This is a genomic window from Methylobacterium sp. TK31 (genome assembly GCF_055361545.1).
This window is the reverse complement of sequence record NZ_CM143964.1, coordinates 4,023,005-4,045,547: the sequence shown is the minus strand read 5'-3', so window position 1 is coordinate 4,045,547 and position 22,543 is coordinate 4,023,005. Positions and strand designations below refer to the sequence as shown.

Here is a 22,543-nt window from a genome sequence, read left to right as displayed (position 1 = left end):
GCTGCGAACACTTCGTTGTGTCGAGCGGGATGAGAAATAGATTGATTCGATTGGTGACTCAATCTCCGAATATTGGAGTCTGCGGCTAAATATTGTGCGATACCGAATGTTCGGGGCGTTGGCGCCTCACCCCGGCCCCGCTCCGCTCACCGAAACCGCAGCGCGTCCCGGCTTCGGAAAGGCCGTGCGGGACGTCCGTCGCGGCGCCGGGTTTGACCTCCCGGCGGACGGCCCTGTAGACACCCGGCCCCACCCGGAGACGCCTCATGGCCGCCATCAACACGAGTCTCGCCGCCGAACTCGGCGTCGCGGAATGGCAGGTGAAGGCCGCGGTCGACCTGCTCGACGGCGGCGCGACGGTGCCGTTCATCGCGCGCTACCGCAAGGAGGTCACCGGCACCCTCGACGACGCGCAACTGCGCAATCTGGAGGAGCGCCTCGCCTACCTGCGCGACCTGGAGGCCCGCCGGGCCGCCGTGCTGGAGGCGATCGAGGCCCAGGGCAAGCTCGAGGCCGGCCTGAAGGCCCGCATCCTCGCCGCCGACACCAAGGCCCGGCTCGAGGACCTCTACCTGCCGTTCAAGCTGAAGCGCCGGACGAAGGCGCAGATCGCCCGCGAGGCCGGGCTCGAACCCCTCGCCGAAGCGCTGCTGGCCCGGCCCGACCAGCACCCCGACGGGGCCGCCAAGGCCTACGTGGATGCGGGCAGGGGCATCGCCGATCTCGAGGCGGCCCTGGAGGGCGCACGCGCCATCCTGATCGAGCGCTTCAGCGAGGACCCGGAACTGGTGGGTTCGCTCCGCGAGACCGGCTGGCAGCGCGGCCGGATGGTCGCCACGGTGAAGGCCGGCAAGGCCGCCTCCGGCGAGAAGTTCTCGGACTATTTCGACTTCTCGGAAGCGCTCGCCAAGCTGCCCTCGCACCGCATCCTCGCCCTGTTCCGGGGCGAGAAGGAGGAGGTGCTCGACCTCGCCATCGCCGACGCGGCGGGCGAGGAGCCCGCCAAGGGCCAGCCCTCGTCGCAGGAGCTGCGCATCGCCAGGACCTTCGGCATCCGCGACCAGGGGCGGCCGGGCGACGCCTTCCTGGTGGAGACGGTGCGGCGTGCTTGGCGTACCCGCCTGAAGCCCGCCACCGACACCGACCTGCGGGCCCGTCTCTGGGCGGTGGCCGAGGCCGGGGCCGTCACGGTCTTCGCCGGCAACCTGCGCGACCTCCTGCTCGCGGCCCCGGCCGGGGCGCGCCCGACCCTCGGGCTCGACCCGGGCTTCCGCACCGGCGTGAAGGTCGCGGTGGTCGATGCCACCGGCAAGGTGGTGGCCACCGACACGATCTACCCGCACGAGCCGCGCCGCGACTGGAACGGCGCCCTGATCGCCCTGGCCAAGCTCTGCCGGGCGCATGGGGTGGAACTCGTCGCCATCGGCAACGGCACCGCCTCGCGGGAGACCGACAGGCTCGCCGCCGAGCTCATCGCCAAGCAGCCCGAGCTCAAGCTCACCAAGGTGATGGTCTCGGAGGCCGGCGCCTCGGTCTACTCGGCCTCGGCCTATGCCAGCGCGGAGCTGCCCGAGCTCGACGTCTCGATCCGCGGCGCGGTCTCCATCGCCCGGCGCCTGCAGGACCCGCTGGCCGAGCTCGTCAAGATCGAGCCGAAGGCGATCGGCGTCGGGCAGTACCAGCACGATCTCGCCGAGGGGAAGCTCGCGCGCTCCCTCGACGCGGTGGTGGAGGATTGCGTGAACGGCGTCGGGGTCGACGTGAACACGGCGTCCGCGCCGCTGCTGGCCCGGGTCTCGGGCCTGACCGCGCGGGTCGCCTCCAACATCATCGTGCACCGGGACGCCCACGGCCCGTTCCGCAGCCGCGCCGGCCTCAAGAAGGTGGCGGGGCTCGGGCCCAAGGCCTACGAGCTCGCCGCCGGCTTCCTGCGCATCCGCGACGGGAGCGATCCCCTCGACGCCTCGGGCGTGCACCCGGAGGCCTACCCGGTGGTGCGCCGCATCCTGGCCGCCACCGGCCAGCCGATCCAGGCGCTGATCGGCAATACCGGCGCCCTGCGGAGCCTGGACCCCAAAAAATTCACCGACGCGACCTTCGGCCTGCCCACCGTCACCGACATCCTGTCGGAGCTGGAGAAGCCGGGCCGCGACCCGCGCCCGGCCTTCCGGACCGCGGCCTTCCAGGAGGGCGTCGAAAAGATCTCCGACCTGAAGCCGGGCATGCGCCTGGAGGGCGTCGTCACCAACGTGGCGGCCTTCGGCGCCTTCGTGGATGTCGGGGTCCACCAGGACGGGCTGGTGCACATCTCGATGCTGGCCGACCGCTTCGTGAAGGACCCGCGCAAGGTGGTGAAGCCCGGCGACGTCGTGCAGGTGCGGGTGGTCGAGGTGGATCCCAACCGCAAGCGCATCGCCCTCACGATGCGCTCGGACGAGGCCGGCGCGCCGCGTCCCGCCGCCCGCCGCGAGGCGCCGGCCGCTCCGGCTCCGGCCGCGAGACCGGCCCCGCGGGCCAATCCGGCGCCGGCGCCCGAGGCCGGCGGCGCCCTGGCGGAGGCCCTGCGGCGCGCGGCCCTCGCCAAGGGAATGCCGAAGCGCTGAGCGCTCCGTCTCCGTCCGGCGGGCGCCGATGGCGCGCCGCCGAAGACGGGCTCAGTGGAAGAACGGCAGCGTGTGCGGCGCGTAGAGGCCGAAACCCAGCAGGGCCAGCCCGGCCACGCCCAGGAGGCCGCCGCCGACCACCAGGGCGAAGATGCCGGTGATGACTTCCGCCGAGGCCAGCACGATACCGATCTGGAAGGCGGCCGAGGCGAACTCGTAATGGTGGTAGCGGTGCAGGGCGAGGTCGCGCACCTCCTGCGAGTGGCGCGCCTTCTCGGCCAGTTCCTTGCGCCCCTCGCCGGTGGCGGGCTCGCTGTCCCAGCGCGCCATGGTCTTGGCCCACTCCGCCCGCTTGGCCTTCACCGCCTCGGAATTCGCCACCTCCGGCGGCAGCAGCGCCAGGGTCTCGTCGGCGGTCTTGAGGACCGTGCCCCGGATGGTACGGGCCTGAAAATAGGCCCATTGGTTGGAGGCCTCGACATTGGCCCCGAGGGCGTCGGTCTGCGCGCCCTTGGCCAGGGTCTCCGCCAGCGCCAGGAACAGCGCCAGCACCGAGATCAGCAGCGCCACGCGCTTGTTCGAACTGCCGCCCGCCCCGTGACCACCCGACATGCTGCCTCCTCCTGATTTGGACGGCGGCAGTCACACCCGATCGCGCCGGCGAGCGCAAGGCGATTTCCCGTCCGTGCGGAAGACGCCGCGCTAATTCGGGAACACGTGGCCGCCGATGATCCGCAGGCCCACCGGGCTGCCGGCGGCGAAGCGGTTGGTGTCGGCGGCCTCCACCACCACGGTCTTGCCCTCGGGCCGGTCGACCTCGATGCGCTGGCGCCCCTGCGTCCGGTAGGACGAGCGCACCACGCCGTGGAGATGGGCCTCGCCGCCCTCGGCGAACTGGAGCTGCCAGGGCCGCGCATAGAGCTTGACCGGGCCGACGAGGCCCTCCGGCGCCCGCACCGGGGTCAGCCGGCCGTCGACGCGGACCTCGCCGCCCTGCGCGATCGCCCCGACCTCGATGGTGTCGCCGAGGAACTTCAGCACGGTGGCGGAGACGGGCGCTTCCTGCACCTCGTCCGGCGTGCCGACCTGTTCCAGGCGGCCCTTGTCCAGCACCGCGACCCGGTCGGAGAGCTCCAGGGCCTCGTCCTGGTCGTGGGTGACGAAGATCGTGGTCTGGCCGGTGCGGTCGTGGATCTCGCGCAGCCAGCGGCGCAGGTCCTTTCGCACCTGGGCGTCGAGGGCGCCGAACGGCTCGTCGAGCAGGAGGACGCGGGGTTCCACCGCGAGCGCCCGGGCCAGGGCGACGCGCTGGCGCTGGCCGCCGGACAGCTGACTCGGATAGCGGTCGGCGAAGCCCGAGAGCTTGATCAGGTCGAGAAGGTCACCGACCCGGCGCTTGATCTCGGCCTTGGCGGGGCGGTCGGCGCGCTTCCGGGCATTGAGCCCGTAGGCGATGTTCTCGGCCACGCTCATGTGCTTGAACAGGGCGTAGTGCTGGAACACGAAGCCCACCGCGCGCTGCTGCACGGGGAGCCGGGTCGCGTCCTCCGCCCCGAACACGATGCGGCCCGCATCGGGGAAGTCGAGGCCGGCGATGATGCGCAGCAGCGTGGTCTTGCCCGAGCCCGAGGGGCCGAGCAGCGCCAGCAGCTCGCCCGCCCGCACGTCGAGGGAGAAATCGTGCAGCACCGCGGCGGTGTCGAAGGTCTTCGACAGGTCCTCGACGCGGATGGCGGTGGAGCCGCCCACCCGCTCAGTGGCCCCGGGCACCCGCGGCGATCTCGTCGGCGTAGCGCCATTCGAGGAGGGATTTGACGCAGAGGGTGACGAGGGCGAGGCCGGCCAGGAGGGAGGCGACGGCGAAAGCGGCAACGAAGTTGTACTCATTGTAGAGGATCTCCACGTGGAGCGGCAGCGTGTTGGTGAGGCCGCGGATGTGGCCGGAGACCACCGAGACCGCACCGAACTCGCCCATCGCGCGGGCATTGCAGAGGAGCACGCTGTACAGGAGGCCCCACCGGATGTTGGGCAGCGTCACCGTGCGGAAGGCGTGCCAGCCGGACGCCCCGAGGGTCAGCGCCGCCTCCTCCTCCGCCGTGCCCTGCTCCTGCATCAGCGGGATGAGCTGGCGGGCGACGAAGGGAAAGGTGACGAAGATGGTCGCCAGCACGATGCCGGGCACCGCGAAGATGACCTGGATGTCGTGGGCCAGCAGCCAGGGCCCGAGGAGCCCCTGCGCGCCGAAGACGAGCACGTAGATCAGCCCCGAGACCACCGGCGAGACCGAGAACGGCAGGTCGATCAGGGTGACGAGCAGGTTCTTGCCCCAGAACTCGAACTTGGCGATGGCCCAGGAGGCCATGATGCCGAAGACGAGGTTGAACGGCACCGCGATGGCGGCGGTCAGCAGCGTCAGCCGGATCGCCGCGTGGGCGTCGGCCTCGGTGAAGGCGGCGAGATACGCGGCGAAGCCCTTGGCGAAGGCCTGCGCGAACACGGTGAGCAGCGGCAGCACCAGGAACAGCGCGAGGAACAGGATCGCGACGCCGATCAGCAGCCAGCGGATCCAGCGGCCTTCCGTGACGACGCTGGCCGGACGGGCCTCGGCCAGGGCGACGGGGGCGAAGGTCTCAGACATAGCCGAATCTCCGCCGGCTCCAGGCCTGGATCAGGTTGATGGCGAGCAGGGTGAGGAACGAGATGCCGAGCATGATCGTGGCGATGGCGCAGGCGCCGCCGTAATCGTACTCGGACAGCTTGATGACGATGAGGAGCGGCGCGATCTCGGAGACGTAGGGCAGATTGCCGGCGATGAAGATGATCGAGCCGTACTCGCCGACGCCGCGGGCGAAGGCGAGGGCGAAGCCCGTGAGCACGGCCGGGATCAGCGGCGGCAGCACCACCCGCACCAGGGTGTGGACCCGCCCCGCCCCGAGGGTGGCGGAGGCCTCCTCGATCTCCTTGTCGATCTCGGCGATCAGCGGCTGCACGGTGCGCACCGCGAAGGGCAGGCCGATGAACACCATGGCGATGTAGATGCCCACGGGCGTGTAGGCGGCCTCGATGCCGAGCCGTGCCAGTTGCGCGCCGACGAGGCCGTTGGGCGCGTAGAGGGCGGCCAGGGCGATGCCCGCGACGGCGGTGGGCAGGGCGAAGGGCAGGTCCACCACCGCGTCGACGATCTTGCGGCCGGGAAAGCGGTAGCGCGTCAGCACCCAGGCGATGAGGAAGCCGAACACCGAGGCGGTCAGCGCCGCCACCAGGGAGACGCCGAAGCTGACCCGCAGGGCGCTGGCCACGCGCGGATCGGTGGCGACCTCCCAGATCCCCGCCAGGCCGAGCCCGGAGGCGCGCGTCACCAGCGCGGCGAGCGGCAGAAGCACGATCAGGCCGAGGCAGGTCAGGGTGTAGCCGAAGGCGAGCCCGAAGCCGGGGATCACGCTCGGGCGGAGAAAGCGCCGCTTGGCGCGGAGGGGCTCGGCGCGCAGGGGCTCCGCGCGCAAGGGTTCGGCGCGCAAGGGCTCGGCACGGATGGGTTCGGCACGGATGGGCGGAGCCATGGCGGTGTCCTGCTCAGGTCTCGGCCCCCTCCCGGAGCGGGAAGGGGCGGGGAGGTCGGCTCGCGTCAGCGCCCCGCCTTGCTCAACTGGTCGAACAGGCCCCCGTTGTCGAAGTTCTTCTTCTGAATCTCGTCCCAGTCGCCCTGCAGGTCCTCGATCTTGAACAGCTTGAGTTCGGGCAATTGCGCCAGATCCTCAGGCTTGGCCGCCGCCCGGTTGAGCGGGCGGTAATGGTGCTTGGCGAAGATGGCCTGCGCCCGGTCGGAATAGAGGAACTGGAGATAAGCCTCGGCCTGCTTGCGGGTTCCCTTCTTGTCGACGTTGGCGTCGACCAGGGCGACCGGCGGCTCGGCGTAGATCGAGCTGGGCGGCACGACCACATCGAACTTGTCGCGGCCGAATTCCTCGAACACCAGGTAGGCCTCGTTCTCCCAGGTCGGCAGCACGTCGCCGAGGCCCCGCTGCGCGAAGGTCACGGTGGAGCCGCGGGCGCCGGTGTCGAGGACGGGCACGTTCTTGTAGACCTCGCCCACGAAGGCGTTGGCCTTGTCGGCGTTCTTGCCGTCGCGCTCGTAGGCGTAGCCCCAGGCGGCCAGGAAATTCCAGCGGCCGCCCGCGGAGGTCTTCGGGTTGGGGGTGATGACCTTGATGTCGGGCTTCACGAGGTCGCCCCAGTCCTTCACGCCCTTCGGGTTGCCCTTGCGCACGAGGAACACCACCGTCGAGGTGTAGGGCAGGCCCTGGTTCGGCAGCTTGGTGCGCCAGTCCGCCGGGATCTTCTTCGAGATGCGGCTGATCGCGTCGATGTCGGAGGGGATGCCGAGGGTCACCACGTCGGCCGGAATGCCGTCGATCACGGTCCGGGCCTGCGAGCCCGAGCCGCCATGGGCCGCGCGCACCGTCAGGGTCTCGCCGGTCTTGGCCTTCCACTCCTCGGAGAAGGCGGCGTTGATCTCCCGGTAGAGCTCGCGGGTCGGATCGTAGGACACGTTGAGGAGTTCGGTCTGGGCGCAGGCGAGGGTGGGGGCGAGCAGGGCGGCCGCGAGGCCGGCGCCGAGCAGGACCGCATGGCGGCGGGTGCGTCCGGTGGTCCGGGAAAGGGTCTCGCTCACGGGAAGGCTCCGAATCTGGCATGCGCAGCCGGAGCGGAGGCATCCGCCCCGCGACCCCGGCGAGGCTGGTTTCGTTCGTTTTAACGAACATTGTCAAGCATCGCGACTGGGCGGGATAAGGGCGCCGGCGCAGATTCGTTCCCCAGTAGCTTAAAGAACAGCAGCGATTTTTCTCCCTCGTAGAACCAAATCCTCCTTCGGCGCCGAGAAAGAGAAGAAACCGCTCACGCGATCAGGGTTCTATAGAAAGGACATTCTGAAGAAAATTGGACGGTGGGGCTGCATCTCGCGCTGCAGACCCTGCATGCAGGCGCGCCGCAGCCGTTCGCGGGGCGCGAAGCCGCGTCCGGCCGCCCAGGGCGGGCATCTGCGGCCCCTGGAAACAGGGCACGGCCGGCCGAGCGCCGGTCTCCGCGGACGGGAGGCTCGGAGCGAAGCGTTGAAAGATCCGCGTTGGTGAAACCCGCGGGCGCCGGCTTTCAAGCCTCGGCGCGGAGTACCCGGCCGCTCAGTCCGCCGCGACGGCGATGAGCGAGAACAGGGACGCCAGCAGGATGTTGCCGACGACGACGAGGGCCAGGGTGATCATGGGGGTGCTTCATGTGAGAGTGCGGCCGAGTGCCCGCACGCATCGGATCAACGCCCAACTAGCCGTCTCGGCGTGAACCGTCAGTGAATTCTCGCACAGGCCACGGAAACATCCGGAAACGCGGTAAACGCGCCACACCCGGACGGTCAGCGCTTCCCCTTGCCGAGGCGCGCGAGCAGCGCTTCGAGCCGTGCGCCCGGAGGGTCGGACAGGATATCGGCGTAGACGGTGCGCAGGGTGTGCCCGAGGTGGCGGCGGATGCCGGGACCCAGCGTCGGCGTCGCGGGGGGCGCGCCATCGGGACGGGACGCGGACTCGCTTCGGGTCTTGGGCATGGAACGGACCCCGGCCTCGGGCATGGCGCGCCCTGCCCGAGGCAGGCGCGGCCGAAGCGTGAGCATGCCACCGATCGGTTAAGGATAAGCTGACGCCGAGGGGGTTCGTGCCGGCCCTCCGCGGGAGCGCGGACCCTCTTATCAAAGGTTGTCAAGCGCATAGGTGGGAATCGGAGGGCTAAAAAAAACCTGCGCGGCCGGGTGCCGGGGGAAACGGCGACCGGGCAAAGACTTGGCCGTTCGGGACCGGTCCGGACCGATGCTGAAATGGCTAACGGACCGTTTCCGGTTGTGGACGAATCCGCCGAGATTCGCTTACAACATTCAAGCTCACGGCGCCGCAGAGTGGTTGTTTTTCGACCTCCCGCAACCAACAACGGGAATTATAATCGGCATGCAGAATATTACCATCACCGATCGAGAACGCGATGCTGTATTGGCCGCGCTTCGCTATTATCAATTTTATCGTTTGCAGGGGCATCCCTTCAGTCCGCACCAAGATCATCTGATCGATGCCATTGCGAGTGATTCCGGAGAAGCCCTCGATCTTGCAGAGATCGATGATCTCTGTGCCGGCCTGAACGGCAACGATCACGCCCTCGCGGCCGTCACCAGCGCCTGAACGCCCCTATGCCGATGGGGCGGACGCCGCCGCCCCGATGTCCACGTTCCCCGATATCCGTCTCCTGAGACCCGCGCCGGCCCCTGATGACGGGGCCAGCGCTCCCCCGGCGATCCCGCCCTGCGCCTCAGGGTGCGCTGTTCACCTGCTTCTGCGCCCGATCGACCGCCTCGTCACAGGCCTTGGCATCGCCCTTCTTGTCGGCCGTGCGCGCCTCGTCGAGGGCGACCTTCGCCTGCATCGCCTTGTCGCCGCCCTGTCCCGCCTCCGCCGACTTCTCCGGGGGCGCGGCCTCGGCCGAAGCGCTGCCGCCGCTCCCCGTGATACCCTGGCCGCTGCGGGCGCTGGCCGCGGCCTTGCCGCTGGTATTGGCGGAGATCGCCTCCTTTGCCAGATCCTTCACCGAGCCCTCGAGCTGGGCGATCCGGTCGCCGCAGGGGGAGGCGAGGGCGGGTGCCGCACTCGCCGCGAGGAGGCCGCCGGCGAGGAGACCGGAGGCGAGACACCCGGCAGCGGGCCACACGAAACGCGTCATCGATTGTTGTCCTTGATTCGGAAGGTGGGGCCGGCCCGTCCGGGCCGCCGTCGTCCCGGGGTCAACCCGCGGGATCGATGCCGGGCTCCCTGCGGGGGCCGGAATTCCGCGAAGGAGGCCCCTGGCCGGCGATCCGCCGACGGATGAGGCCGTGATTCGCAGGCGCGCGACGGACCCGATCAGGCCATGGGCGCGCAAGCGCGGGCGACCGGCGGCGCCGGTGGAGGGGTGTCCGATACGAAACGGGGTGCGGAACGGCGCGAAGCCGTCCCGCACCCCGGGCCCGCCCCGAAACCGGGGAGGGACGCGCCCGCTCAGGCGCTGAGCTGGTCGCGGATCGGCAATTGCCGGATGCGGCGGCCGGTGGCGGCGAAGATCGCGTTGGCGATCGCCGGGGCCACGGGGGGGACGCCGGGCTCGCCGACGCCGCCCAGGGGACGGCTGTAGTCCGGGTTCGGCAGCAGGTGGACGTGGATCTCCTTCGGCGCCGCGTCGATGCGGGTGATCTCGTAGCCGTCGAAGTTGTTCTGCTGCGCGCGCCCGTCCTTGAAGGTGATCTCGGCCGAGAGGGCGAGACCCATGCCCATGACGACCGCGCCCTCCATCTGCGAACGGATCCGCTCCGGGTTGACCTGCGGCCCGCAATCGACGGCGATGTCGACGCGCTTGACCTGGACCTCGCCCTTGGGGCCGACCGCCACCTCCGCCGCCACCGCCGTATGGGTGACGAAGCTGTAGTGGCCGGCGATGCCGAGGCCGGTGCCCTTCTCCATCTTGCGGCCCCAGCCGATCCCCTTGGCCGCCGCCTCGATCACGCGGCGCAGGCGCCCCGTGTCGATCGGGTAGCGGGCCGGGTCCTCGCCGTAGTTCCACACGTCGCTGATGCTCGTCGGGTCGATGACCCGGTCGGGACCGATCAGCGCGAGCAGGTACTCCTTCGGGTCCTTGCCGGCCGCGTGGGCGAGTTCGGAGACGAAGGACTGGATCGCGAAGGCGTGCGGGATGTTCGAGACCGAGCGGAACCAGCCGATGCGCACATGCGCGTCCGCCGCCGGGTTCTCGAGGCGGATGTTGGGCACGTTGAACGGCGTGTTGGTCAGGCCCATGCCGAGCTCGAAGGGCAGCTCGTGCTTCGGGTCGGGCGCGAAGATCGACCCGATGGTGGGCGCCGCGGAGCGGTGCAGCCAGGCGACCGGCATGCCCTTGTCGTCGAGACCCGCCTCCAGGCGCTCCACCGAGATGGTGTGGTAGTAGCCGTGGTGGAGGTCGTCGTCGCGGGTCCAGATCAGCTTGACGGGCGCGCCGTCCACGGCCTGGCTGCAGAGCGCGGCCTCGAGCACGTAGTCGGGCTTCGACTTGCGGCCGAAGCCGCCGCCCAGCAGCGTCACGTTCACCCGCACCTTGTCGGCGGGCAGGTTCAGCTTCTTGGCGAGGCGGTCATGGGTCGCCTGCGGCGCCTGGGTGCAGGCCCAGGCCTCGCAGAATCCGTCCTTGATCCGCACGGTGGCGGCCGGCGGCTCCATCGGGGCCTGGACGAGATGGGGCACGAAGTACTCGGCCTCGAGCTTCGTCTTGGCCCTGGCCATGGCGCCGGCGACGTCGCCCTGGTCACGCACGACCTTCCCCGGTGCACGCGCGGCCTTCTCCAGTTCGCCCCGGAAGGCGACGGAATCGTAGCCGGCGTTCGGACCGTCGTCCCAGGTGATCTTGAGGGCCTCGCGGGCCTTCATCGCCGCCCAGGTGTTCTTGGCCACCACGGCGACGCCGCCGACGGGCTGGAACTCGGAGGGGATCTCGGGCGCGTCGATCGTGAAGATCTTGACCACGCCGGCGACCTTCCTGGCCTCGGTGTCGTCGAAGCTCACGACCTTGCCGCCGTAGACGGGCGGGCGGGCGACGAGGGCGTAGAGCATCCCGTCGAGGCGGGTGTCGATGCCGTACATCGCCTTGCCGACGGTGAAGTCGTGGTTGTCGATGAGGCCGATCTTGCCCTTGCCGATGTAGCGGAAGGCGTCCTGCTTCTTGAGTACGACGCTCTCGCGGGCCGGCACCGGCAGCTCGGCGGCGGCCGCCGCGAGCTCGCCGTAGCCCAGGGTCCGCTTCGACTTGGCGTGGGTGACCACGTGGTTCTCGGCCTTCACCTCGCCTGCCGGCACGCCCCACTGCTTGGCGGCGGCCTGGACCAACATGGCGCGGGCAGCGGCACCGGCGTGGCGCAGGTGCGGGAAGAAATGGCGCAGCGAGCGCGAGCCGTCGGTGTCCTGGTTGCCGAAGCGGGCCTCGTCGCCCCAGGCCTGGGCGACCTTCACCTTCGACCAGTCGGCCTCGAGCTCGTCGGCCACCACCAGGGCGACCGAGGTGCGCACGCCCTGGCCCATCTCGGAGCGATGGCACGTCACCGTCACGGTGCCGTCGGGGGCGATGGCGACGAACACCTTCGGGTCGTCCTGCCAGCCGTGGGGCATGGCATCGGCACCGTATTTCTTGGGCTCGTCCTTCTTGTCCTCGGCCCGGGCGGAATCGCGCCAGGACAGGGCGAGCACGAGGGCGCCCATGCCACCGAGCATGGCGCGGCGGCTGACATTGGCGAGCGCGCTCGGCGCGGTCTGGTCAGGTCCGGATCCGGCCGGCGCGGTGGCGAGGTCCGCCATGGTCTGAGCTTCGTGGATCACAGGCGCTCTCCCTTGTTCGCAGCAGGCTTCTGGCCGGCACCGGCCGCCTGGCCGGCGGCCTGGTGGATCGCGGCGCGGATGCGCGGATAGGTGCCGCAGCGGCACAGGTTTCCGCTCATCGCCTCGTCGATCTGCGCGTCGGTGGGCTTCGGGGTGTCGGTGAGGAGGGAGGCGGCCTGCATCATCTGCCCGCACTGGCAGTAGCCGCACTGGGCCACGTTCAGGTCGCGCCAGGCCACCTGGACCGGATGGTTGCCGTCGGGGGAGAGGCCCTCGATGGTGACGACGGCCTGCCCCTCGGCGGCCGAGACGGGGGTGACGCAGCCGCGCACGGCGGTGCCGCCCACATGGATGGTGCAGGCGCCGCAGAGAGCCTGCCCGCAGCCGAACTTGGTTCCGGTGAGCCCGACCTCGTCGCGCAGGTACCACAGCAGCGGCATGTTGGGATCGCCGTCGAAGCTGCGTTCAGCTCCGTTCACGGTCAGTTTGATCATCGGTGTATCCTGTCATGGATCAGGCCACGGGCCGGCCGGGATCGGCATCACGCCGATCCATCAACCGGCGGGAAGCCGTCGGGGTCACATGTCGGGCGTCGGGAGCGTGGTCCGCCCCCCGGAAGGGTCCTGAGACACGGCGGCGGATCCGGCTCCTCGCAGGAGCCGTCGCAGCGCACGAAGCCCCCACGCCCCGTACCTCGGAATGAATACAATTAAACGCCGGGTCCGCCGCAGCGCAACCTGACGGCGGCCCCCGTCATCCGTCCGGGGCCGGCCGCTCCGACCTCCATGTGCCGTTGCGCACGAGGCAATGCGGTATCGGCGATCCACATGGCCGCGCGGCGCGTTGGCTATGCCGGCTTTCCCGCAAATCCCAAATCCGGCCGCTCGGGCCTGGTCTCAGGTCTCGACGAGACCGGCGCTCGACCCGCTCGCGCCTGAATCGCCGGCCCCGTGCGGCAGGGCGAGGTATTCCGACGAGCGCATCTCGATCAGGCGGGAGACCGTGCGATCGAACTCGAACGCCTCGCGGCCCTCGGTGGCGGTGTAGAGCTCGTGCGGCTCGGCCGCGGCCGAGGCGACGAGTTTCACGTGGGCGTCGTAGAGGGTGTCCACCAGGGTGATGAAGCGCTTGGCCTCGTTGCGGTTGTCCGGGCCCATCACGGGGATGTCCGAGACGATCACGGTGTGGAAGGCGCGCGCCACCGCCAGGTAGTCGGAGGCGCCGAGCGGCCGGGCGCAGAGATCGGCGAAGCCGAACCGGGCGACGCCGCCGGTCTCCTCGGGCACCGGGACGTCATGGCCCTTCACCCGCAGGGTCGCGGGCCGGCCCCTGGCCTTGCCGGTGAGGCCCTTGAAGGCGGCCGCGAGGGCCGCCTCCGCCGCCGCATCCGCGGGCACGTGGTAGACGGAAGCGCCCCCGAGCTTTTCCAGCCGGAAGTCCGTGCGGGAATCGAGTCGCAGCACCTCCACGCGCTCCTGCAGCTCGGCGATGAAGGGCAGGAACAGGGCGCGGTTCAGGCCGCCCTCGTAGAGCCGGTCGGGCTCGACGTTGGAGGTCGCCACCACGGTGACGCCGCGCTTGAACAGGGCGCCGAACAGGCGGCCGAGGATCATCGCGTCGGCGATGTCGGTGACGGTGAACTCGTCGAAGCAGAGCAGCGTCGCCTCGTCGGCGAGGGCGTCGGCGACCACCGGGATCGGATCGTCGCCCTTGGCGGTGCCGGCCTTCAGCGCCTGGCGGTGGGCGTGGATGCGCTCATGCGCGTCGGCGAGGAAGCCGTGGAAATGCACCCGGCGCTTCGGCTCGGGCGCGGCCTCGTGGAAGAGGTCCATCAGCATGGTCTTGCCGCGCCCCACCGACCCCCAGATGTAGAGCCCCTTCGGCGGCGTCGCGACGTCGTCCCGGCGGCCGAACAGCCAGCCGAGGGCGCTGCCCTTGCGGGCACGCTTGCGCCGCCCGAGCTCCAGCACCAGACGGTCGAGGGCGCGCACGAGGTGGATCTGCGCCGGGTCGCGCTCGATGGCCGCCGCGCGGACCAGGGCCTCGTAGCGGTCGAAGACCGGCCCGGGGGACACGGCGCCGGCCTTGGCCTGGCTCGACGGCTCGAGGCTCGCGGAGGAGGGGGCGTTCACGGTGGGGGCGACCTGTTCGCGGAGGGATCAGAAAGGCGGGGATCGGGTGGCCGGCGGGCCTGCCGGTCTGACGCGGCCGACCCACCGGATCAAGCCCCGGACCCGGTTCCGGCGCCGGACGCGCGGCAGTCGGTCACTTTGCTGCATTGCACAACCGTGGCGGCGATGCCAGATCTGGTGCGCCTTGAGGGAGGCTACGCCCGGAACCGGCGCGCCCCGCGCGCCCCGAAACCGGAGACCGGCACCCGATGCCCGATACGCATTCGACCTTCCCGTCGATCGTCCCGCCACCGATCGTCCGCCGCCTGTGGCCTAAGGACGGCCCGGCCGTGGAAGCCTACTTCCTGCGGCTCGATCCGGAGACCCGCGCCAACCGCTTCATGGGCGCGTTGAGCGACGCGGCCGCCGTCACCTATGCCCGCAGCGCCATGAGCGCCGAAGGCCTGATGTTCGGCAGTTTCGTCGACGGCACCCTGCGGGGGCTCGGCGAATTGCGGCCCGCCTCGGCGCCACCGCCCGGTTTCGTCCTCGGGGCGGAGGCGGAGGCCGCCTTCGCGGTGGAGAAGGGATTTCGGCGGAACGGCCTCGGCCAGGCCCTGTTCCGCCGCATCGCGGCCGCCGCCCGCAACCGCGGCGTGCGCGACCTGCATGTCCGTTGCCTGCCCTGGAACCGCCCGATGCGGGGTCTGGCCACCAAGGTCGGGGCGGACCTGCGCATCACCGGCGGCGAGGCGGACGGCGCCCTGCACCTGGAGCGCCCGACCCCCGTCTCCCTGTGGCAGGAGGGCGTCACCGAGGCGGTGGACTTCACCCTCGCCCTCACGGCGGCGTGACCGCGACTTTGCCGGACGCGCGGGCCGGGCTAACCTGCCCGCAGACGACGCCGTCCGGCCGGGTTCCCCGCCCCGGGGACGGCCGGAGGCCATCCCCCATGACGGACCTTTCCCGGCGGCGCCTGTCCGCCCTCCTCGTCTCAGCGATGCTCCTGCCCGGAGCGGCCCTCGCCCAAGGCCGGCCCGACGTCACCGCCATGACCTGCGCCGAGGCCTCGGCCCTGGTGTCGCGGGCCGGGGCCATCGTGATGACCACCGGGCCGGTGACCTACGCGCGCTTCGTGCGCGACGTCGGGTTCTGTCCGCTGCCGGAGACGACGCGCCCCTCCTGGGAGATGACGCGCGACGATCCCAAATGCTTCGTCGGGTACATCTGCCGCGACAAGTTCAACGAGGGCCAGGGCCGCGACTGACCGCGTGGGCCCCGCCGCGAGATCTACGGCCAAGCTGCCATGTTGCCGCCCCGGCGCCTGACGATGCTCGCCGTCGAGACCCGTCTCCCGAGAGGACGGGCTCGCGGACGAGGGGCCGAGGCATGGATCAGACCGAGATCACCCAGATCACCCGACGGCCGAGCCGGCCGGCCGAGGCGCGCCTCGAGCGCTCCGTGGCCGATGCCCTGCGGGTCATCCGGGCCGCCTGCGAGGAGCGGAACCAAGCTCCGGTCAAGGCCGCCCGGCGCCACCTCGCCGAGATCTACGGCGCCACCCGCCTGAGCCGCCGGCGCGAGGGCCGGGGCGCCTCCGCCTGATCCCCCGTCACCGGGCCGGCCGCTCGGCGAGCCAGATGGTGTGGCGCGCGCCCCGCGCCCGTCCGGCCCGCACGGCGACCGCCTCGACCCGGAAGCCGCCCCGCGCCAGGCGCTGGGTGAAGGCGGGGTCGGGATGGGCCGACCAGACCGCCAGCACGCCGCCGGGGCGCAGGGCGGCCCGCGCCGCGGCGAGGCCCGCCGCGTCGTAGAGCCGGTCGTTGGTGCGGCGCGTCAGGCCGTCGGGGCCGTTGTCGACATCGAGCAGGATCGCGTCGTAAGTGCCGCGCCCGGCCCGGATCACCGCGGCGACGTCCGCCACCCGCGCCTCGGCGCGAGGGTCCGACAGCGCCTCCGATGAGAGGCCCGCCAGAGGGCCGCGGCCCCAGTCCAGCACCGCCGGCACGAGTTCGGCCAGCACGATCCGGGCTTCCTCCGGCAGCGCGTCGAGGGCGGCCCGGAGGGTGAAGCCCATGCCGTAGCCCCCGATCAGCCAGCAGGCCTTCGGCCGGTTTCCGAGCCGCCCGGCGGTCAGGGTCGCCAGCGCTTCCTCGGAACCGCTGAGCCGGCTGTTCATCAATTCGTTGTGGCCGAGCTGGATCGAGAACTCGGTGCCCCGCTGCAGCAGGCGCAGGGGCTCCGCCCCGCCGGGGACCGGCGCGGTGTCGAGGACGAGCCAGGGGATCACGATCGGGACTCGGGAGGCAGGTTCATCCGCTCCGGCTAGCATGGTCCGCGCGCCGGATCACGCCGGCGGGCCCCCCGCCGGTCGGACAGGGGGCCCGCCGCGCGGGTCTTTTAGAACAGTCCCTCGATCTGCCCGTTGGCGTCGAGGTGGATGCCCTCCGAGGCCGGGACCTTGGGCAGGCCCGGCATGGTCATGATCTCACCGCAGATCACCACGACGAAGCCCGCGCCCGCCGAGAGGCGCACGTCGCGCACCGCGATGAGGTGGCCGGAGGGCGCACCCATCAGGCTCGGATCGGTGGAGAACGAGTACTGCGTCTTGGCCATGCAGACGGGCAGGTGGCCGTAGCCGTCCTTCTCGAACTGGGCGAGCTTGGCGGCGGCCTTGGACTCCACCTGGATGTCGCCGGCGCCGTAGAGCTTGGTGGCGATGGCGAGGATCTTGTCGGTCAGTTTGGTCTCGGTCTCGTAGACGAAGTTCAGGGGCTTCTGCTCGCCCTCCGCCAGCTTGACCACCGCGCGGGCGAGCTCCTCGGCGCCGGCGCCGCCCTCCGCCCAGTGCTTGCAGGTGATCGCCTCGACCTGGAGCCTGTCGCGGCACAGCTCCTTCAGCTTGGCGTGCTCGGCATCGGTGTCGGCGTAGAAATGGTTCACGCCGACGACGACGGGCAGGCCGAAGCTGCGCACGTTGGTGACGTGGCGCGCCAGGTTCGCGAACCCCCTCTCCAGGGCGTCGAGGTTCTCGGAGCCGAGCTCCTTCTTCGAGACGCCGCCATGCATCTTGAGGGCGCGCACGGTGGCGACGATGACCACCGCGGAGGGCTTCAGGCCGGCCTGGCGGCACTTGATGTCGATGAACTTCTCCGCGCCGAGATCGGCACCGAAGCCGGCCTCCGTGACCACGTAGTCGCCGAGCTTGAGGCCGGCGCGGGTGGCGATCACCGAGTTGCAGCCATGGGCGATGTTGGCGAAGGGGCCGCCGTGGATCAGGGCGGGGTTGCCCTCCAGGGTCTGCACGAGGTTGGGCTGCAGGGCGTCCTTGAGGAGCACCGTCATGGCGCCGGTGGCCTTGACGTCCTTGAGCGTCACCGGCTTGCGGTCGCGGGTCTCGGCGATGACGATGCGGCCGAGGCGGGCCTCCAGGTCGTCGAGGTCCTTGGCGAGGCAGAACACCGCCATGACCTCGGAGGCCACGGTGATGTCGAAGCCGTCCTCCCGGGGGAAGCCGTTGGCGACGCCGCCGAGGGACTGGGTGATGGCGCGCAGCGCCCGGTCGTTCATGTCGACCACCCGGCGCCAGTGGATGCGGCGCACGTCGATGTTGAGCTCGTTGGCCCAGTAGACGTGGTTGTCGATGAGCGCGGCCGCCAGGCTGTGCGCGGAGGTGATGGCGTGGAAGTCGCCGGTGAAATGCAGGTTGATCTGCTCCATCGGCACGACCTGGGCCTTGCCGCCGCCGGCCGCGCCGCCCTTCATGCCGAAGCAGGGGCCCAGCGAGGGCTCGCGCAGGCACATCACCGTCTTCTGGCCGATGCGGTTGAGCGCATCGCCGAGGCCGACCGTGGTGGTGGTCTTGCCTTCGCCGGCCGGCGTCGGGCTGATCGCCGTCACGAGGACGAGCTTGCCCTCGGGCTTGCTCTCCAGCGACTTGATGAAGGCGTGGTCGATCTTGGCGATATGCTTGCCGTAGTGGTGCAGCGCATCGTCCGGGATGCCGATCCTGGCGGCGACCTCGGTGATCGGCTGAAGCGTCGCTGCGCGCGCGATCTCGATATCTGAGGGCATTGTTGCGTTTCTCCCGGATTGTTCTTGTGCGTCCGGGCCGGCGCGAGGCCGGATTCCGTCCGCTGGCGTTCTTCGTCCGCCGCCAGGACCGGATCCGCCGACGTTGGGCCGTGCGGATCGGCCGAGCGGCCACGCATCATCGATCGCATCAGTTTGCGGGAAGGGACAAGCAAAAGCGCGTCGGAAATTTTGAATTTGCAGGCAAAAATTTGTTTGGGATCAGACCTGTGTCAGCCCGTCATGGCACTGGCTGTGTATCCGGCCTCGGTCAGAGCCTCGGCGATGCTCAGGGCCTGGGCGGTCGTCGTCACGGCGACGCGGCCGTGATCGAGGTCGACCGCGACCCGGGCGTCGGGGTCGAGCCGCTGGATGGCCCGGCGCACCGCCGCCGCGCAGCCGTCGCAGGTCATGCCCTCCACCTGCATCAGGAGGTCCGATGGCGTCGCGTCCATGAGGTTCGCTCCGGGCTTCTCGATCCGCAGGCCGCATTGTGGCGCCTCGCCGCGCTGATGCAAGCGGCCCGGTGCGCGCGGCCCGGAACCACAAGTCACAGTTCGGGAAAATCCGTTTCCGCCGCCGCCCGGTGGCTTGTGGGCCGCGAGCGTCTCGGCAACAAAAGGGCATCGGACCGGCCCGAGGCCGGGACGGCTCCCGTGTTCTCCCCTGGTTTCGAGGATCGAAGACTCCGATGGCCCGGATCATCGGCCGGCGTACGAGCCTGTGGGCCCTCGGCCTGCTCGGGCTCTGCCTTCTCGGACCGCTCGCGGTCTTCTCCCCGCTCGGGGCGAGCCTCGGGCTCGCCGGGATCGGGCTGGCGGCTGCCCTCGTCGCCCACCGTCGCGCGGGGACGCTCAACGCCCGCTGCGAGAAGCTGTCGGGCGAGGTCAACGTGCTGTCGCAGCGCCTGGTCCGGCTGGAGACGGTCACCCGCGCCCTGGCCGAGCAGCAGGTCCGCGCCGTCGATGCCGAACTCCCGGCGGCCGCATCCGGCCCGGATACCCGCGACCTCAGCGCCGGTATCGAGGAAGTCACGGCCGAGATCGGGCTCCTCAGCGGCATCGTGCGGGAACTCGCGGCCGTGGTCGCGGCGCAGGACGGGGACATCGCGGTCCTCAAGGCCGCGCCACCCCCGGTCGCTCCCCCCGTCGCACCCCCGGTGCGCCCTGCGCCGCGGGTCCTCGCCCCCGAGCCCGAGATGCGCCTGGAGCCGCGCTTCGAGGCACCGCCCCGGCGCGCCGATCCGTCCCCGGCCGTGCCCTGGACGCCGCGGGCCCTCGGCCGGGCGGAAGCCCCGGCCCGCGATCCGGAGCGCGACGCCGCCCTGATCGCCGCCTTCGATGCGGCCGGGCTCGAGGTCCATCTCCAGCCCATCGTGTCGCTGCCCCAGCGCAAGGTGGTGTCCTACGAGGCGATGGCGCGCCTGCGGCTGGCCGGCGAGACCCTGATGCCCGAGGCCTTCGTGCCGGTGCTTGAGCGCCACGGGCGCACCACCGACCTCGACCGCCGCATGATCCAGCGCGTCGCGACCATCGCGCAGCACCTCGCCGGGCGCGGCAGCCAGGCGGCGGTGGCCTATGGGCTGTCGCCGCGCTCCCTGTTCGAGCCGGGCTTCCTGCGCTCCCTCGGACGCCTGGTGGAGGGCACGCCGGACCTGTCGGGCCGGGTCATGCTGGCGCTGCCGCAGCTGAGCTGGCGCAGCCTCGACGCCGAGCAGGCCGGGGCCCTCTCCGACCTGCGCGGCCGCATCGGCTTCATCCTGGACCGGCCCCTCGACCTGCGCCTCGATCCCCTGGCCCTCGCCGACCGCGGAGTCGCGCAGGTGAAGGTCCCGGCGGACCTGCTCCTGCGCCCAGATTCACGCCAGTCGATGCCCGACATCGCCCTCGAGGACCTCGTGGCGTCCCTGGCGCGGGCCGGCATCCGCCTCGTGGCCGAGCGCGTCGAGCGCGAGACCGACGTGCCGGACCTCATCGAGCTCGACGTACCCATGGCGCAGGGCAGCGTGTTCGCGCCCGCCCGCGTGGTGCGTGCCGAGGTGCTCAACGCGGCCCCGCCCGCGCCGGAGCCCGGTCCGCCGAACGAGGATCCGGAACCGCCGCCCCAGCGCCGGCCCTTCCGCGACTTCCTGCGCAGGGCGGGCTGAAACCCGCGCGGCGTTGATTTTCGGCCGGGTCCCGCCTAACCGGACGGCGCTCCCCCGCCACGTCCGCCGTCCAGGTTGAGGCCCGCCGCATGCCCGATACGTCCGCACGCCCCGCTGCGTCCCGGCCCGTCCCGACCCTTGAGGGCTTCGCCGCGATCGCGGCCGATTACGACCTCGTCCTCTGCGATGTCTGGGGTGTGCTGCACGACGGCACCAACGCCCATCGGGGCGCCGGCGAGGCGCTGATCCGCTTCCGGGCCCTCCCGCAGGACGGGCGGCCGCGCCGGGTGGTCCTGGTCTCGAACGCGCCGCGTCCCTGGGCCGGGGTGCAGGCGATCCTCGACGGGTTCGGCGTGCCCCGCGATGCCTACGATGCGATCCTGACCTCGGGCGACCTGACCCGCAGCCTGATCGCCGCCCGGCCCGGCGAGCACCTGCACCATCTCGGGCCGGAGCGCGACGCCACGATCTTCGACGGCCTCGACGTGACCCTGGTCGACGTCGCCCGGGCCGAGCGCGTCGTCTGCACCGGACTGTTCGACGATACCCGCGAGACCGCCGAGGATTACCGCGGGACGCTGGAGGGAATGCTGGCCCGGGGCGTCCCGATGATCTGCGCCAATCCCGACCTCGTGGTCGAGCGCCGGGGCGAACTCATTCCCTGCGCCGGGCTGATCGCGGAGGCCTACGCGGCGATGGGCGGCGCGGTGACCTATGCGGGCAAGCCGCATCGCCCCGTCTACGACGCCGCCCTCGCGCTGGCGGGCGGCCTCGACGACCGGGCCGCGCCGGAGCGGGGCCGGGTGCTCGCCATCGGGGACGCCCTGCGCACCGACATCGCGGGCGCGTCCGGGTTCGGAATTTCCAGCCTGCTGGTGGCGCGCGGAATCCACGCGGAGGAACTCGGCGTCTCGGCGGCGCATGCCAGCCTCGGGGACATCGCCGATTGGCTCGACCGTCAGGCGGTCCGGCCGGATGCGGTGATCGAGCGCCTGGTCTGGTGATCAGGCGAACAGCGCGTCGATCTCGTCCTGGGCGACGGCCGGGCCGTTGAGCTGCGGGCCGTTGAGGATGAGCAGTTCCTTGCGCACCCGGCGCTCGACCTCCTCCGGATCGATGCCGCCCTCGTCCTTGGCCTTGACGGCGCTGGCGAAGCGCGAGAGCCGGCTCTCGAGCTGGCGCAGCGCCTCCACCACCTTGGCGATCCGCTGGCCAGTGATGTCCTGGAAGGTGCAGGCCTCGAAGATGTCGTTCATGCGCGCCTCGACGGTGGCGCGGTAGTTCTTGTCGTCGGGCAGGCCGAGGATCTCCTCGGCCGTGTTCATGATGGAGTTCGTGGCGCCCGCCGTGGCGGCCACCACGCTGCCGAGCTCCTCGTGCGCCATCGGCAGGCGGTCCCGGGTGAACTCGTTGGCCCGCAAGGCGGCGATCTCGTTGCGCAGGTGGGCGATGTAGTCCGCGATCTCGACCAGCTCTCGGATCAAGGACGGCTTGTCTGGCGCGGCATTCACTTTCCGCGCCTGCTTGGCGAATGCCATGAGCTTCCGGCTCCCCGAATGCGGTGTTCCGCGGCTGCGTTCCGGATCGATCAGGCGCCGCAGACGGCTTCGATCTTGCTCTTGAGGGTGGCGGCGTTGAACGGCTTGACGATGTAGTTGTTCACGCCGGCCTTCTTGGCGGCGATGACGTTCTCGGTCTTCGACTCGGCGGTGACCATGATGAACGGGGTGGTGCGCAGGGCCTCGTCGGCGCGGACGTGGCGCAGCAGCTCGTAGCCCGTCATCGGCTCCATGTTCCAGTCGGAGATCACGAGGCCGTACTTGCGGTTCTTGAGGCGGGCGAGGGCGGCGGTGCCGTCGGAGGCGTCGTCGACCTCCTCGAAGCCGAGCTGCTTCAGGAGGTTGCGGATGATACGGACCATCGTCTGATAATCGTCGACGACGAGGATCGGCATGCCGAGATCGAGGGCCATGGTTCGGTGTGCTCCGTCAGGGGATGGCGCGTGCCTCGGCACGGCGCTCCGGGAATGGGCCGGAGCGCCGAAGTCCGGACGCCCCTTGCCGATGAAACTACGCCGCATCGCATTGCGAAGCGGTTAACTGCCCAAGCGGTCCATCTTGTCTTGACTTGCCGAATGTCCGGGGATGGCGGGAATGGACCAAGTCCGTCTTGACAAGGCCGCCGCCC

22 protein-coding genes are annotated in these 22,543 nt (G+C 70.9%); 7 read left to right on the top strand and 15 right to left on the bottom strand.

Features of this window, described 5'->3' with window-relative positions; all coding sequences use genetic code 11:
* Positions 1-266 precede the first annotated feature (266 nt).
* Entirely contained in the window at positions 267-2,603 is a 2,337-nt protein-coding gene (locus ACXJY8_RS18735; RefSeq protein ID WP_463771953.1) for a Tex family protein, read from the top strand.
* Between the two features lie 51 nt (positions 2,604-2,654).
* Here ACXJY8_RS18735 and ACXJY8_RS18730 read toward each other — a convergent pair whose 3' ends face one another.
* The 6 genes from ACXJY8_RS18730 to ACXJY8_RS18705 all read right to left on the bottom strand — a co-directional run bounded on the left by ACXJY8_RS18730 (position 2,655) and on the right by ACXJY8_RS18705 (position 8,199).
* Positions 2,655-3,215: a DUF4337 domain-containing protein gene (locus tag ACXJY8_RS18730; RefSeq protein ID WP_243910365.1), complete on the bottom strand. Its 561-nt coding sequence runs from the start codon at positions 3,213-3,215 to the stop codon at positions 2,655-2,657.
* Between the two features lie 90 nt (positions 3,216-3,305).
* Positions 3,306-4,352 (bottom strand): sulfate/molybdate ABC transporter ATP-binding protein, encoded by a 1,047-nt coding sequence (locus tag ACXJY8_RS18725; protein ID WP_463780799.1) that lies wholly within the window; start codon positions 4,350-4,352, stop codon positions 3,306-3,308.
* 4 nt (positions 4,353-4,356) lie between these two features.
* Entirely contained in the window at positions 4,357-5,241 is an 885-nt protein-coding gene (cysW, locus tag ACXJY8_RS18720) for a sulfate ABC transporter permease subunit CysW (RefSeq protein ID WP_463771947.1), read from the bottom strand.
* On the bottom strand, positions 5,234-6,043 hold the full coding sequence (gene cysT / locus ACXJY8_RS18715) for a sulfate ABC transporter permease subunit CysT (protein ID WP_463780796.1): 810 nt from the start codon (positions 6,041-6,043) through the stop codon (positions 5,234-5,236). The genes cysW and cysT overlap by 8 nt, the downstream gene beginning before the upstream one ends.
* Positions 6,044-6,228: 185 nt before the next feature.
* The gene (locus tag ACXJY8_RS18710; protein WP_463771944.1) at positions 6,229-7,275 is read right to left on the bottom strand and encodes a sulfate ABC transporter substrate-binding protein; all 1,047 of its coding nucleotides are present in this window, start codon (positions 7,273-7,275) and stop codon (positions 6,229-6,231) included.
* Positions 7,276-8,010: 735 nt separating this feature from the next.
* A complete protein-coding gene (locus ACXJY8_RS18705) occupies positions 8,011-8,199 on the bottom strand; it encodes a hypothetical protein (protein WP_463771940.1) in 189 nt (62 codons plus the stop codon).
* A 394-nt stretch (positions 8,200-8,593) separates the two neighbouring features.
* Between ACXJY8_RS18705 and ACXJY8_RS18700 the strand changes: the two genes are divergently transcribed.
* Positions 8,594-8,821, top strand: coding sequence for a hypothetical protein (locus ACXJY8_RS18700; protein ID WP_082487457.1), 228 nt, complete (start codon positions 8,594-8,596; stop codon positions 8,819-8,821).
* Between the two features lie 127 nt (positions 8,822-8,948).
* On the opposite strand, the gene ACXJY8_RS18695 is transcribed toward ACXJY8_RS18700, so the two are convergent.
* The 4 genes from ACXJY8_RS18695 to zapE all read right to left on the bottom strand — a co-directional run bounded on the left by ACXJY8_RS18695 (position 8,949) and on the right by zapE (position 14,160).
* On the bottom strand, positions 8,949-9,356 hold the full coding sequence (locus ACXJY8_RS18695; protein WP_463771936.1) for a hypothetical protein: 408 nt from the start codon (positions 9,354-9,356) through the stop codon (positions 8,949-8,951).
* A gap of 314 nt (positions 9,357-9,670) precedes the next feature.
* On the bottom strand, positions 9,671-12,028 hold the full coding sequence (locus ACXJY8_RS18690) for a xanthine dehydrogenase family protein molybdopterin-binding subunit (protein ID WP_463771934.1): 2,358 nt from the start codon (positions 12,026-12,028) through the stop codon (positions 9,671-9,673).
* On the bottom strand, positions 12,025-12,522 hold the full coding sequence (locus ACXJY8_RS18685) for a (2Fe-2S)-binding protein (RefSeq protein WP_463771931.1): 498 nt from the start codon (positions 12,520-12,522) through the stop codon (positions 12,025-12,027). Before ACXJY8_RS18685 ends, ACXJY8_RS18690 begins: the two co-directional genes overlap by 4 nt.
* Positions 12,523-12,924: 402 nt before the next feature.
* Positions 12,925-14,160: a cell division protein ZapE gene (gene zapE, locus ACXJY8_RS18680; RefSeq protein ID WP_463771928.1), complete on the bottom strand. Its 1,236-nt coding sequence runs from the start codon at positions 14,158-14,160 to the stop codon at positions 12,925-12,927.
* A 248-nt stretch (positions 14,161-14,408) separates the two neighbouring features.
* Here zapE and ACXJY8_RS18675 point away from each other — a divergent pair, with 248 nt between their 5' ends.
* From ACXJY8_RS18675 to ACXJY8_RS18665, 3 genes are all read left to right on the top strand, one after another.
* A complete protein-coding gene (locus ACXJY8_RS18675) occupies positions 14,409-14,993 on the top strand; it encodes a GNAT family N-acetyltransferase (RefSeq protein WP_463771924.1) in 585 nt (194 codons plus the stop codon).
* Between the two features lie 98 nt (positions 14,994-15,091).
* Complete coding sequence (locus tag ACXJY8_RS18670; RefSeq protein WP_463771921.1) at positions 15,092-15,406, top strand: hypothetical protein; 315 nt, start codon at positions 15,092-15,094, stop codon at positions 15,404-15,406.
* 122 nt (positions 15,407-15,528) lie between these two features.
* Positions 15,529-15,744, top strand: coding sequence for a hypothetical protein (locus ACXJY8_RS18665; RefSeq protein ID WP_463771919.1), 216 nt, complete (start codon positions 15,529-15,531; stop codon positions 15,742-15,744).
* 7 nt (positions 15,745-15,751) lie between these two features.
* Here ACXJY8_RS18665 and ACXJY8_RS18660 read toward each other — a convergent pair whose 3' ends face one another.
* From ACXJY8_RS18660 to ACXJY8_RS18650, 3 genes are all read right to left on the bottom strand, one after another.
* Complete coding sequence (locus ACXJY8_RS18660; RefSeq protein ID WP_463771916.1) at positions 15,752-16,429, bottom strand: polyamine aminopropyltransferase; 678 nt, start codon at positions 16,427-16,429, stop codon at positions 15,752-15,754.
* Positions 16,430-16,539: 110 nt separating this feature from the next.
* Entirely contained in the window at positions 16,540-18,213 is a 1,674-nt protein-coding gene (locus tag ACXJY8_RS18655; RefSeq protein ID WP_463771913.1) for a formate--tetrahydrofolate ligase, read from the bottom strand.
* Between the two features lie 230 nt (positions 18,214-18,443).
* The gene (locus tag ACXJY8_RS18650) at positions 18,444-18,665 is read right to left on the bottom strand and encodes a heavy-metal-associated domain-containing protein (RefSeq protein WP_463771911.1); all 222 of its coding nucleotides are present in this window, start codon (positions 18,663-18,665) and stop codon (positions 18,444-18,446) included.
* 236 nt (positions 18,666-18,901) lie between these two features.
* On the opposite strand from ACXJY8_RS18650, the gene ACXJY8_RS18645 reads away from it, so the two are divergent.
* Positions 18,902-20,356, top strand: coding sequence for an EAL domain-containing protein (locus tag ACXJY8_RS18645; protein ID WP_463771909.1), 1,455 nt, complete (start codon positions 18,902-18,904; stop codon positions 20,354-20,356).
* Positions 20,357-20,445: 89 nt separating this feature from the next.
* The gene (locus ACXJY8_RS18640; RefSeq protein WP_463771907.1) at positions 20,446-21,360 is read left to right on the top strand and encodes a TIGR01459 family HAD-type hydrolase; all 915 of its coding nucleotides are present in this window, start codon (positions 20,446-20,448) and stop codon (positions 21,358-21,360) included.
* On the opposite strand, the gene ACXJY8_RS18635 is transcribed toward ACXJY8_RS18640, so the two are convergent.
* A complete protein-coding gene (locus ACXJY8_RS18635; RefSeq protein WP_463771904.1) occupies positions 21,361-21,894 on the bottom strand; it encodes a protein phosphatase CheZ in 534 nt (177 codons plus the stop codon).
* Between the two features lie 50 nt (positions 21,895-21,944).
* The gene (locus ACXJY8_RS18630; RefSeq protein ID WP_018046001.1) at positions 21,945-22,328 is read right to left on the bottom strand and encodes a response regulator; all 384 of its coding nucleotides are present in this window, start codon (positions 22,326-22,328) and stop codon (positions 21,945-21,947) included.
* Between the last annotated feature and the right edge of the window lie 215 nt (positions 22,329-22,543).